Annotated in this window: 10 protein-coding genes; 8 read left to right on the top strand and 2 right to left on the bottom strand. The window is 64.2% G+C overall.

Going from position 1 to position 12,797, the window contains the following annotated elements; all coding sequences use genetic code 11:
• Positions 1 to 23 precede the first annotated feature (23 nt).
• On the top strand, positions 24 to 791 hold the full coding sequence (locus C5F70_RS13030; RefSeq protein WP_046383966.1) for a coniferyl-alcohol dehydrogenase: 768 nt from the start codon (positions 24 to 26) through the stop codon (positions 789 to 791).
• A gap of 81 nt (positions 792 to 872) precedes the next feature.
• Entirely contained in the window at positions 873 to 1,820 is a 948-nt protein-coding gene (locus tag C5F70_RS13025; protein WP_104903483.1) for a transporter, read from the top strand.
• Here C5F70_RS13025 and mhpT read toward each other — a convergent pair.
• On the bottom strand, positions 1,817 to 3,046 hold the full coding sequence (gene mhpT, locus C5F70_RS13020; RefSeq protein WP_017847936.1) for a 3-(3-hydroxy-phenyl)propionate transporter MhpT: 1,230 nt from the start codon (positions 3,044 to 3,046) through the stop codon (positions 1,817 to 1,819). The two genes, C5F70_RS13025 and mhpT, sit on opposite strands and share 4 nt — an antisense overlap.
• A gap of 312 nt (positions 3,047 to 3,358) precedes the next feature.
• On the opposite strand from mhpT, the gene C5F70_RS13015 reads away from it, so the two are divergent.
• Positions 3,359 to 4,684, top strand: coding sequence for an OprD family porin (locus tag C5F70_RS13015; protein WP_026140144.1), 1,326 nt, complete (start codon positions 3,359 to 3,361; stop codon positions 4,682 to 4,684).
• Between the two features lie 4 nt (positions 4,685 to 4,688).
• On the opposite strand, the gene C5F70_RS13010 is transcribed toward C5F70_RS13015, so the two are convergent.
• Entirely contained in the window at positions 4,689 to 5,177 is a 489-nt protein-coding gene (locus C5F70_RS13010) for a MarR family winged helix-turn-helix transcriptional regulator (RefSeq protein WP_046383963.1), read from the bottom strand.
• Between the two features lie 213 nt (positions 5,178 to 5,390).
• On the opposite strand from C5F70_RS13010, the gene C5F70_RS13005 reads away from it, so the two are divergent.
• From C5F70_RS13005 to C5F70_RS12985, 5 genes are all read left to right on the top strand, one after another.
• A complete protein-coding gene (locus C5F70_RS13005; RefSeq protein WP_046483783.1) occupies positions 5,391 to 6,221 on the top strand; it encodes a p-hydroxycinnamoyl CoA hydratase/lyase in 831 nt (276 codons plus the stop codon).
• A 108-nt stretch (positions 6,222 to 6,329) separates the two neighbouring features.
• Positions 6,330 to 7,778: an aldehyde dehydrogenase gene (locus C5F70_RS13000; RefSeq protein ID WP_046383962.1), complete on the top strand. Its 1,449-nt coding sequence runs from the start codon at positions 6,330 to 6,332 to the stop codon at positions 7,776 to 7,778.
• A 62-nt stretch (positions 7,779 to 7,840) separates the two neighbouring features.
• On the top strand, positions 7,841 to 9,715 hold the full coding sequence (locus C5F70_RS12995; protein WP_104903482.1) for a feruloyl-CoA synthase: 1,875 nt from the start codon (positions 7,841 to 7,843) through the stop codon (positions 9,713 to 9,715).
• Entirely contained in the window at positions 9,712 to 10,953 is a 1,242-nt protein-coding gene (locus C5F70_RS12990; RefSeq protein ID WP_026140143.1) for a thiolase family protein, read from the top strand. Before C5F70_RS12995 ends, C5F70_RS12990 begins: the two co-directional genes overlap by 4 nt.
• A gap of 42 nt (positions 10,954 to 10,995) precedes the next feature.
• Complete coding sequence (locus C5F70_RS12985; RefSeq protein WP_104903481.1) at positions 10,996 to 12,750, top strand: acyl-CoA dehydrogenase family protein; 1,755 nt, start codon at positions 10,996 to 10,998, stop codon at positions 12,748 to 12,750.
• The last annotated feature ends 47 nt before the right edge of the window (positions 12,751 to 12,797 follow it).

Raw genomic sequence — 12,797 nt, 5'->3', positions numbered from 1 at the left:
TACAAAAACAAGAGGGCTTGAACATGAACCTGCAGAACAAAACCTTGATCGTCACTGGCGTCGCTTCCGGCATTGGCGCCGAGCTGGCGCGGCTTGCGCGCTTCCAGGGGGCCACGGTGATCGGCGTTGATCGCCATGCACCGCAACTGACCCTGGATAGCTTCGTCCAGGCTGACCTGGGCGACCCTGCCAGCATCGATGCGCTGGTGGCACGCCTGCCGGCGCGCATCGATGGGCTGTGCAACATTGCCGGAGTGCCCGGTACGGCGCCCTTGCAAGCGGTGGCCACGGTCAATTACCTGGGGCTGCGGCACCTGACCCAATCGCTGCTGCCACGCATGTCGGCGGGCGGCAGCATCGTCAATGTCGCCTCGGTCCTCGGCGCGCAATGGCCGCAACGGCTGGAGCGGCACAAGGCCCTGGCCGCGACGCCAAGCTTCGAGGCAGGGCAGCAGTGGCTGGCGGCCAACCCGGTGGAGCAGGACAACTGTTATCAGTACTTCAAGGAAGCGCTGATCGTGTGGAGCTTCCAGCAATCCCAGGGCTGGTTTCGCGATCACTCGGTACGCATCAACTGCGTCGCGCCGGGGCCGGTGTTTACCCCGATTCTCGGTGATTTCGTCAGCATGCTCGGGCCGGAACGGGTGGCCGCAGACAGCCAGCGCATGACCCGGCCAGCCCTGGCCGATGAGGTGGCGGCGGTGATTGCCTTCCTCTGCTCGGACGCCGCGCGCTGGGTCAACGGGGTCAATCTGCCGGTGGACGGTGGCTTGGCCGCGACCTACGTGTAGCGCTTGCAGCGGCGCTAAACCCCGGCGCGGCGCCTTCGCGCCGGGGGTCTTGAACAACAACAAAAATACAGGACATCCAAGATGCTCAAGCCTATCTTGCGCACGGTTGCGGCCATGCCTTTTGTCGCACTGTCATCGATTGCACACGCTTACGACCTGCCCGGGCTCAACCTCGGTAGCACCAGTTTCTACGACGGCTCACCGGCCCCGGCCGGCCCTGGCTGGTACCTGGAGGAATACCTGACGTACTCCCGGGCCAGCCGCTTCAATGACGCCAACGGTCACAAGCTGGCGTTGCCCAGGCAGGACCTGGACGTGGTGGCGCCCACCACGCAGATCATCTACCTCGGGCAACCCCTGGCCAATGGTGCGATGCCGGGATTCACCCTGATCAACACCTCCCTGGTCCACGCAGATGTCGACGATGGCTTGAACAATGCGGCGCTGAGTTCTCGCGCCGGGTTTGGTGATGTGACTGTGGGGCCCTTCCTGCAATTGCCGACCCTGAGCCGCGCCGATGGCAGCCCGTTGTTGACCCAACGTGTCGAAGCCGATATCTCGGTGCCGGTGGGGGCCTATGATCGCAAGCGCTCGATCAACCCAGGCAGCAACTTCTGGTCATTCAACCCGTATTACGCGGCAACGTACTGGTTCAGCCCGAAGTGGTCGGCGAGCGGGCGTTTCATGTACCTGTGGAATGGCAAGAATGATGAGCCGCAGGCCGGCTTTGGGGATGTTTCCGATACCCAGGCCGGCCAGGCGTTGCATGCCAACCTGACCGTGCAATATGCCTTGAGCCAGCAACTGAGCGTGGGGGTGAACGGCTACTGGTTGAAGCAGATCACTGACACCCAGGTGGACGGGCACGCCGTGAGCGGGCGCCGGGAGAAGGTCTGGGCCATGGGCCCAGGCCTGTTATACGCCTTCAACAAGGAGAACGTGCTATCGGTGAACGCCTACTTTGAACAGCAGGCTGAGAACCGCACCGAGGGCAACAAACTAGTGCTCAATTGGCTGCACAAGTTCTAGGCTTTGGTGTGCCCGGCCGCTTCCGGGGTGGACAGGTTCAGTGGCGCCTTACGCACCATGACGGTGATGATGGCCAGCGCCGCGATCGCCAACCCGGGGGAGGTCGCCAGCAGGACGCCTGTGGTGCCCGCACCTGCGGCGAGCAGTTGTCCCGCCGCCAGCGGTCCGGCCACCGAGCCCAGCCGGCCGATGGCCACGGCCGCACCGACGCCGGTGGCGCGCACCGCCGTTGGATAGGAGGGCGGTGCCGACGCATAGAGCACCAACTGCGCGGCCATGACGAACAAGCCCGCGGCGAAACCGGCGATGGCCATGGGCACGATGCCCACCGACAGCCCGACCCCGGCCAGGGCCGCGAGCAACCCGGCATACACGAACAGCACCACTCTGAGGGCATTGCAGCGGTCCAGCAGGACGCCGCCGAGCAGCGAGCCAAGGGCGCCGCCGATGTTGAACAGCATCTGCACCATGCCCGCCTGGGGTTTGCTGAAGCCTTGTTCGAGCAACAACGACGGCAGCCAGTTGAGCAGCATGTACATCACAGTCAGGGTGAAGAAGTAGCTGAGCCACAAGGCCAGCGTGGTGCCTGCGCGCCCCTCGCCGAACAGCGCCTGGCGGGTGGAGGGGCGGGCACTGAGGGTATTGTCGAGCTGTTGGCGAAAGGCATTGGACTCGGGCAGCAGCAGGATCATCAACGGCACGGCCAGCAAGGGCGCCAGGCCGCCGATGATAAAGGTGGTCTGCCAGTGTTCACTGGAAAACATCGCCACCACCGCCGCCAATGCGCCGCCCAACGGCACGCCGCAGTACATCACGCTGATGGCGGTGCCCCGGCTACGTTCGCTGACCGCTTCGGCGCACAGCGCGATCAGGTTGGGCAGCGCGGCACCCAGCCCGAGGCCGGTCAGAAAGCGCACCAACAGCAGGCTCGAGTAGCTTTCGACAAACGCGGTGCAAAGCGAGAACAGCCCGAACAGCAGCACGGCGATCACCAGGATTTTCTTGCGCCCGATTCGGTCGGCGACCCAGCCGCCGAAGAACGCCCCCGGCAGCAGGCCAATGATCCCGACGCTGAACACCCAACCGAGCATCTTCGGGTCCAGGGCAAAACTCTGGCGCAACCCCGCGGCGGCGGTTCCGGCGGCTTGCAGATCGAACCCTTCGATCAGCGCAACGATAAAGCACAACGCGATAGTCAGCGTCGAACGACGCGATGGACTGTCCATGGGCAAACCTCATTGTTGTTGTTTTTGTTGTGGTGGCGAGCGCAAGTGGCTGCTGCTGATTAAGATAACAAAGATAACTAAAAAATGAATGGCGTATTAAAAATGCTAAAAACAGTAAATAAGTGCTTTAAATTCATGGTGTTGTGATGCGTGTCAGTGTTCATCATAAAAATAGATAGCTTTATTAATGTTCGATTATCGGTCAGTCGCTGTTGACGAGTGCCGTCGGCTGTTTCCATTCTCTATTGGCGAAGCCGAACGGGCCGAGCGTGTGCCACCCCCAAAAACAACAACAAAAAATGGACAACGAACATGCCAAAACTCCCGATGGAGGACGCCGTTGCAGTGGCGTCCGTCTCCTGTGTGTCGAACCGCAAGCCAGGCCTGGTCATGGCGTTGCTGGCCTTGAGCGTGTTGCCCTCCCAGCTGTGGGCGGCCGGCTTTATCGACGACAGCCACGGCACCTTGACCCTGCGCAATTACTATCTGGATCGCGACTACAAGGACGACGGTGCAAAGACCGCTGCGCGAGAATGGGCCCAGGCGTTCATCCTCAACCTGGAATCGGGGTACACCCCGGGCCCGCTGGGCTTTGGCCTGGATGTGCGCGGGTTGATGGGGGTCAAGCTCGACTCGTCGCCGGACCGCAGCGGCACCGAGTTGTTGCCGGTGTCGGCCAGCGACAAGCGTGCCGCCGATGAGTACTCGCGCCTGGCGCCGACCGCCAAGCTGCGGTTTGCCCAAACCACCGTGAAGACCGGTGACGTGTCGATCTTCCTGCCGTTCGCCTTTGCCAGCCCGTCGCGCCTGCTGCCGCAAACCTTTCGCGGCACCACCTTGAGCTCCAAAGACATCGACGGCCTGACCTTCAATACCGGCTATATCGACCGCATCAACAAACGCGACTCCACCAGCTACCAGGCCATGACCATCGCCTCGCCCAACCGGCGTTTCAACGCCACCGCCACCACCTCGCACCTGGCTTACGTCGGCGGTGACTACCAGGTCAACAAAGACCTCAGCCTGCGCGCCTATCACTCGCAGATAGCCGACCTCTACCAGCAGGACACCCTGGCGTTGCTGCACAATCTGCCCGTGGGCGATGGCGTGCTCACCAGCGACTTGCGCAGTTTCTTCAGTCGCGAGGACGGCAGTGCCAAGGCGGGGAACGTGGATAACCGCAACCTCTCAGCGTTGTTTGGCTACCGCCTGGGCGGTCACAAATTCAGCCTGGGCTACATGCATTCCAGTGGGGAGACGGCCACGCCCTATATCTCCGGGACGGAGCTGATGGGCATGAGCGAACTGACCATGAGTTCGGACTTTCTCAACGCCAAGGAGCGCACCTGGCAGGCGATCTACGACTACGACTTCGCGGCTTCCGGTTTACCGGGCCTGAAGGGCCGGCTGCGTTACGTGCGCGGCGATAACATCGAGCTGGCGGCATTCAACGCCGAGGATCGCAAGGAGCGCGAGTTCCAGATGGAGCTGGGCTACGTGATCCAGAGCGGCCCGCTGAAGAACGTCGGGCTGCTGGCGCGCAAGTCGATCTATCGCAATGACTTCCCGGCTGGCGCGGCATTTCGCGATGAAAACCAGACCCGTTTCCTGGTGCTCTACACCGTGGCGCTCTGGTAAGCCGTCAGTCCTGATACACCTTCTTCAGCAAGCGCAGCAGCTCTGCACGTTCCTCAGCGTCCAGGGCTGCGGTGGAGTCCAGGTCACTCTGGACGGCGATCTCTTTGAGCGCCTTGAGCAGAGTTTCGCCGGTCTTGCTGAGGAAGATCCCATAGGAGCGCTTGTCTGGTTTGCAGCGCACACGCACGGCGAGGGCGCGGCTTTCCAGCTTGTTCAGCAACGGCACCACCTGGGGCGGCTCAATCGCCAGCGCGCGAGCCAGGTCGGTCTGCATCAGGCCGGGATTCTGCTCGATGATCGCCAGGGCCGAGAACTGAGCGGGGCGCAGGTCGTGCTCGGCAAGCCGACCGATCAGGTTCTGGAACAGCTTGAGCTGCGCACGCCGTATGGCGTAACCGATCAGGTCGTCCAGGGCCGAATCCAGCGGCGCACGCCCCTCGGTGGTGTCGGGCAGGGCCAGGTTGGCGTCGGCGATGTTGGAAGGCTTGGCCATTGACAGTGCAATCCTCAGAAGGTGGAGGTTAAGAAAGCTATCTAGTTTGCCGAGGTTCGTGAGCCGTGGCTATGCCGGCTTTTCATAACGCCCGAGCGGCTTAGGTTTTACAAGGGGAAAATATTGGTTATCAAGGTTAATAGTTAATTGACATAACTATATTTGCGGTTTAATTTCGAACCATCTTCCAACCAAGAACAAGAGCGTACCGTCATGAGCAATTACGAAGGCCGTTGGACCACCGTCAAGGTTGAAATCGAGGAAGGCATTGCCTGGGTCATTCTCAATCGCCCGGAAAAACGCAACGCCATGAGCCCGACCCTGAACCGCGAAATGATCGACGTCCTGGAAACCCTGGAGCAGGACCCCGCCGCCGGCGTACTGGTACTGACCGGTGCCGGTGAAGCCTGGACCGCCGGCATGGACCTCAAGGAATACTTTCGCGAAGTGGATGCCGGCCCGGAAATCCTCCAGGAGAAAATCCGCCGCGAAGCCTCGCAATGGCAATGGAAACTGCTGCGCATGTACGCCAAGCCCACCATCGCCATGGTCAATGGCTGGTGCTTCGGCGGCGGCTTCAGCCCATTGGTGGCGTGCGACCTGGCGATCTGCGCCGACGAAGCCACCTTCGGCCTCTCGGAAATCAACTGGGGCATCCCACCGGGCAACCTGGTGAGCAAGGCCATGGCCGACACCGTGGGCCATCGTCAATCGCTGTACTACATCATGACCGGCAAGACCTTCGGCGGGCAGAAGGCCGCCGAGATGGGCCTGGTCAACGAAAGCGTACCGCTGGCGCAACTGCGCGAAGTGACCATCGAACTGGCGCGCAACCTGCTGGAGAAAAACCCGGTGGTGCTGCGGGCGGCCAAGCATGGCTTCAAGCGTTGCCGCGAACTGACCTGGGAGCAGAACGAGGATTACCTCTACGCCAAGCTCGATCAGTCGCGCTTGCTCGACACCGAAGGCGGCCGCGAGCAGGGCATGAAGCAGTTCCTCGACGACAAGAGCATCAAGCCCGGCCTGCAGACGTACAAACGCTGAGGCTGGCCGGCGAATGGCGGGCGCATCCCGCTGTTCGCCGCCTCACCCTGGCGCTACTGTGACATCGCTTGAATGCATTCCCCATAAAGACAATAAAGAGGAATCACCATGCTGGACGTGCCCCTGTTGATCGGCGGCCGGTCGTGCCCCGCCCGTGACGGTCGAACCTTCGAGCGTCGCAACCCGGTGACCGGTGAAGTGGTTTCGCGGGTTGCCGCCGCGACCCTGGACGATGCCGACGCCGCCGTGGCCGCAGCCCAGGCGGCGTTCCCCGGCTGGGCCGCGCTGGCGCCGAACGAACGCCGCACCCGGTTGCTCAAGGCGGCCGAGCACTTGCAGGCGCGCAGCGCCGAATTCATTGCCGCCGCTGGCGAAACCGGCGCCATGGCCAACTGGTATGGCTTCAACGTGCGCCTGGCGGCCAACATGCTGCGTGAAGCGGCGTCGATGACCACCCAGATCACCGGTGAAGTGATTCCCTCCGATGTGCCCGGCAGTTTCGCCATGGCCCTGCGTCAGCCGTGCGGCGTGGTGCTGGGGATTGCGCCGTGGAATGCCCCGGTCATCCTCGCCACGCGCGCCATCGCCATGCCGCTGGCCTGCGGCAATACCGTGGTGCTCAAGGCTTCGGAGTTAAGCCCGGCAGTGCATCGCCTGATTGGCCAGGTCTTGCAGGATGCCGGGCTGGGCGATGGCGTGGTCAACGTCATCAGCAACGCACCGGCCGATGCCGCCGCGATTGTCGAACGGCTGATCGCCAACCCGGCGGTGCGCCGGGTCAACTTCACCGGCTCGACCCATGTCGGGCGGATTGTCGGCGAACTCTCGGCGCGTCACCTCAAGCCGGCCTTGCTGGAGTTGGGCGGCAAGGCGCCGCTCCTGGTGCTCGACGACGCCGACCTGGATGCGGCGGTTGCCGCGGCAGCGTTTGGTGCCTACTTCAACCAGGGGCAGATTTGCATGTCCACCGAGCGCCTGATTGTCGATGCCAAGGTCGCCGATGCGTTTATCGCCAAGCTGACCGCCAAGGTCGCCAGCCTGCGCGCCGGTGACCCCGCGGCGGCGGATTCGGTCTTGGGTTCCCTGGTGGATGCCAGTGCCGGTACGCGCATCAAGGCCCTGATCGACGATGCGCTGGACAAGGGCGCACGGCTGGTCGCGGGCGGCCAGTTGGAGGGCAGCATCCTGCAGCCGACCCTGATCGATGGCGTCACCGAGAACATGCGCTTGTACCGCGAAGAATCCTTCGGCCCGGTGGCGGTGTTGCTGCGCGGTGACGGTGATGAAGCACTGCTGCGCCTGGCCAACGACTCCGAGTTCGGCCTGTCGGCGGCGATCTTCAGCCGCGACACCGGGCGTGCGCTGGCGCTGGCGCAGCGGGTGGAGTCGGGCATTTGCCACATCAACGGGCCGACCGTGCATGACGAGGCGCAGATGCCCTTTGGCGGGGTCAAGTCCAGCGGTTACGGCAGCTTTGGCGGCAAGGCGTCGATTGAACACTTCACGCAATTGCGCTGGGTGACCTTGCAGAACGGGCCGCGGCATTACCCGATCTGAGCAGGCGTCGCGACATAACAATAACAAGGCGGCTGTGATCCGCCTTGCTGGAGGACACCCTTGTGAGTTCCGAATTCAGACCGCAACCCCAGCCCGCACCGCGCTACCGCGAGGTCTCCATCGGCCACGCCCCGGTGGCGGTCACTGAAGAGCGGGGCGTGCTGCATATGCGTTCCCTGGAGCCATTGGCCGAGTTGCCGGCGCGCTTGCTCGATCGTCTGGTGCATTGGGCCCGGGTGCGTCCCGAGCAGACCTTCATTGCCGCACGCCAGGCCGATGGTGACTGGCGTCGCGTCAGCTACGCGCAGATGCTTGAGAGCGTGCGGGCGATTGCCCAGGCCTTGCTGAGTTACGGCCTGTCAGCAGACAAGCCGCTGGCGTTGCTGTCGGGCAACGACATCGAGCATCTGCAACTGGCCCTCGGCGCGATGTACGCCGGTATCCCTTACTGCCCGGTGTCGCCGGCGTATTCGTTGTTGTCCCAGGACTTCGCCAAGCTGCGGCATGTATGCGACCTGCTGCAACCGGGGCTGGTGTTCGTCAGCGATGCGGCGGCCTACCAGCGTGCGGTCGACGCGGTATTGCCGGCCGAGACGCCGCTGATCTGCGTGCGCGGCCATGTGCCGGGACGCACCCAGGTCAGCTTCGCGAGCCTGCTGCAAACCCCGGGCGGCAGTGCGGCCGATCAGGCGTTCAATGCCACCGGCCCGGACAGCATCGCCAAGTTTCTTTTCACCTCGGGCTCGACCAAATTGCCCAAGGCGGTGATCACCACGCAACGCATGCTCTGCGCCAACCAGCAGATGTTGTTGCAGACGTTTCCGGTGTTCGGCGAAGAGCCGCCGGTGCTGGTGGACTGGTTGCCGTGGAATCACACCTTCGGCGGCAGCCACAACGTCGGCATCGTGCTCTACAACGGCGGCACCTTTTACCTCGACGCTGGCAAGCCCACGGCCCAGGGGTTTGCCGAGACCCTGCGCAACCTCAAGGAGGTGTCGCCCACGGCCTATCTGACGGTGCCCAAGGGGTGGGAAGAGTTGGTCAGCGCCCTGGAGCAGGATGCCGAGTTGCGCGAGTGCTTTTTTGCGCGAATGAAATTGTTTTTCTTCGCCGCCGCGGGCCTGTCGCAAAGTGTCTGGGACCGCCTCGACCGGGTGGCCGAACAGCACTGCGGAGAACGCATCCGCATGATGGCCGGGCTGGGCATGACCGAAGCCGCGCCATCCTGCACCTTCACCACCGGGCCGTTGTCCATGGCCGGCTATATCGGCTTGCCCGCGCCGGGCTGCGAGGTGCGCCTGGTGCCGGTGGACGGCAAGTTCGAAGGGCGCTTTCGCGGGCCGCACATCATGCCGGGCTACTGGCGGGCGCCGGAACAAACCGCCGAGGTGTTCGACCCGCACGGCTTCTATTGTTCGGGGGACGCGATCAAGCTCGCCGACCCGAATCGGCCGCAACTGGGGCTGATGTTCGACGGGCGCATCGCCGAGGATTTCAAACTGTCCTCCGGGGTGTTTGTCAGCGTCGGGCCGTTGCGCAATCGCGCGGTGCTGGAAGGCTCGCCGTATGTGCAGGACCTGGTGATTGCCGCGCCGGACCGCGAATGCCTGGGCGCCCTGGTCTTCCCCAGGCTCTACGAATGCCGCCGGCTGGCGGGCTTGAACGCCGACGCGAGCGACGCCGACGTACTCGCCAGCGTGCCGGTGCGCCAATGGTTCGGCGACTGGTTGCAGCGCCTCAATCGCGACGCCACCGGCAATGCCAGCCGTTTGGAATGGATTGCCTTGCTCGACGAGCCGGCGTCTATCGACCGTGGGGAAATTACCGACAAGGGGTCGATCAACCAGCGTGCAGTACTGCAATGGCGCGCGGCCAAGGTCGAGGCGCTGTATCGCGGTGAAGATGCTGCGATCCTGCGTGCCGAGCCCAAGCCTTGAGCGGCGTGGGGCAATATTCGGCGTTTGCCGACGTGGCGATTTACGAGGCGCTACGCACGCCGTGGGTCGACCTCGGTGGCGCCTTGTCCCTGGTCTCGCCCATCGACCTGGGGATCAAGGTCGGCCGTGAAGTCCTGGCCCGTGCCGGTATCGACCCGCTGGCGGTGGACAGCGTGCTGGCCGGCTCCATGGCCCAGGCCAGCTTCGATGCCTATTTGCTGCCGCGGCATGTCGGGTTGTACAGCGGCGTGGCGCAATCGGTGCCGGCGCTGGGGGTGCAGCGCATCTGCGCCACGGGTTTCGAGTTGTTGCGCCAGGCCGCTGAGCAACTGCGCGACGAGGTGCAACTGGCCTTGTGCGTGGCCAGTGAGTCGATGTCCCGCAACCCGATTGCGGCCTACACCCACCGGGATGGGTTTCGTCTCGGTGGCGAAGTGCAATTCAAGGATTTTCTCTGGGAAGCCCTATACGACCCGGCTCCGGGGCTGGACATGATCGCCACCGCCGACCACCTGGCGCGCCGCCATGGCCTGAGCCGCGAGGCCGTGGACCGTTACGCCTGCGCGAGCCATCAGCGTGCGTTGCAGGCGCAGCGTGACGGTGCGTGGGCTGAAGAGATCGTGACGGTCGATAACCAAGTGTTCGAGCTGGAGGGGTATCAGCCGCGTGGCATCAGCCTGGCACGCCGCGCCGCTGCCGTCACCCAGGACAGCCACCCACGGCCCACCGACCTTGCGGCCCTGGCACGCTTGCGCGCCGTGCATGCCAATGGCGTGCAAACCGCTGGCAACAGCTGCGCGGTGGTCGATGGTGCGGCGGCAGCCCTGGTCGGGCGCGCCTCGGCCTGCCCGCGTGCGCCCCTGGCCCGGCTGCTGGCCAGCGCGGTGGTCGGTGTGGCGCCGGAGTTCATGGGCATCGGTCCGGCGCCGGCGATCCGCTTGCTGCTGCATCGCAGCGGGTTGAGCCTGGATGACATCGGCCGTTTCGAGATCAACGAAGCGCAGGCGGCCCAGGTATTGGCGGTGGCCCAGGAACTGGAGCTGGACAGCGCCCGGCTCAACGTCCAGGGCGGTTCGCTGGCGGTGGGGCATCCATTGGCTGCCACCGGCCTGCGCTTGGTCATGACGCTGGCCGGGCAATTACGCCGGCACAACCTGCGCTACGGGATTGCCGCTGCGTGCGTCGGCGGTGGGCAGGGCATGGCGTTGTTGATCGAGAACCCGGCCTATCGCGGTTGAGCGTTCAACGGTGTAACTCCTTTTTATTCGATGAGGTTTGCCATGTGGAGCTATCAGGCGCCGCTGCGCGATATGCAATTTGTGCTTGAACATTGGCTGCAAGCCCCCCAGGCGTGGAGCCATGTTCCGGCGTTCGAAGCGTTGGACATGTCTCTCGCCGTTCAAGTGTTGGAGGAAGCGGCGCGCTTCAGCCAGGGGGTGCTGGCGCCCCTGAACAGTAGCGGCGATCGTCAAGGCTGTCGCTGGAACGCCGGCCAGGTCAGCACGCCGGACGGTTTCGCCGAGGCCTATCGCGCCTATGTCGACGGTGGCTGGCCGGCCTTGGCATGCGCTGAAGGGCAGGGCGGCCAGGGGTTGCCGCAACTGCTCGACGCGGCGCTGCAAGAGATGCTCTACGCCAGCAACCACGCGTGGGCCATGTACACCGGGATCGCCCACGGCGCCTACCTCTGCCTCAAGACCCACGCCGCGCCCTGGTTGCAGGCGCGTTACTTGCCCGAGATCGTCAGTGGGCATGCCTTGCCCACCATGTGCCTGACCGAGCCCCAGGCCGGCAGCGATGTCGGGTTGCTGCGCTGTCGCGCGACCCCCGAGGGCGATGGCCGTTATCGCCTGCAGGGCAACAAGTTGTTTATCTCCGGCGGCGAGCACGACCTCACGCCCAATATCCTGCACCTGGTACTGGCGCGCCTGCCCGATGCGCCGCCGGGCAGTCGCGGCCTTTCACTGTTCCTGGTGCCCAAGCGACTGGATGACGGCCAGGCCAACGCTGTGCATTGCGACGGCATTGAACACAAGATGGGCATCAAGGGCAGCGCCACGTGCTCGCTGGTGTTCGACGGCGCCCTAGGCTGGCTGATCGGCGACGCCAACCGCGGCCTGGCAGCGATGTTCGTGATGATGAACTCGGCGCGCCTGCATGTCGGCCTGCAAGGCCTGGGGCATGTCGAGGCGGCTTGGCAGAACGCTGCGCAATACGCCGCCGAGCGCATGCAAATGCGTGCGCCGTCGAGGCCGCAAGGGGCATCGGCCCAAGCGGCTGACCCTATCCGTTATCACCCGGCGATGCGCCGCGTGTTGCTGGAGTTGCGCACGGCCAGCGAGGGGATGCGGGCCATCGGTTATTGGGCCGCGCATTTGCTCGATCAGGCCGAGCATGACCTGGACCCGCAAGCACGAGCGTGCGCCGGTCAACTGGCGCAGTTGCTGACGCCGATCATCAAGGCGTTTTTCACCGAGCAGGGTTTTCGTCAGGCGAGCAATGCCTTGCAGGTCTTCGGCGGTTACGGCTACGTCGCCGAGTTCGCCATCGAGCAAACACTGCGCGACAGTCGCATCGCGATGATCTATGAGGGCAGCAACGAGATCCAGGCCAATGACCTGCTGCTGCGCAAGGTGCTGGGCGATGAGGGGCGGGCCTTCGACTTGCTGCTGGCAGTGCTGCGCACCGAGGCCGGGCAGGGCGGCCAATGCACCGCGTGTGCAGGTTTCGCCGAAGCGCTGGGCAGCCTGTGTGACGCACTGGCCCGTGTGGTCGAGGCCATCCGTGAACGGGCGCTGGAAGACAGCGAGTACCCCTATCGGGCCGCGCCGGACTTTCTCCAGTTATGCGGCGTGGCCCTGCTGGCCCTGGCATGGGCGCGGGCCGCTCGGGTTTCCCGGGCATTGCCCGAGGACGATCCGTTGCGCGCCGCCAAGCTGCAAAGCGCCGGGTTCTTTTTCGATTACCTGCCGTCCCGGTTGGCGCAGCACCTGGGCGCGATAGACGCGGCACGCGCGGCGTTGGCGTTCGTCTGACGCGGTTGGATGCTTGCGGTACTACTTGCGGTACTACTAGCGGTACT

The organism is Pseudomonas sp. LH1G9 (assembly GCF_002949975.1).
In the GTDB taxonomy this organism is placed as follows: domain Bacteria; phylum Pseudomonadota; class Gammaproteobacteria; order Pseudomonadales; family Pseudomonadaceae; genus Aquipseudomonas; species Aquipseudomonas veronii.
Note: the sequence above shows the minus strand (reverse complement) of the source record. Positions and strands in the feature narration are given on the sequence as shown.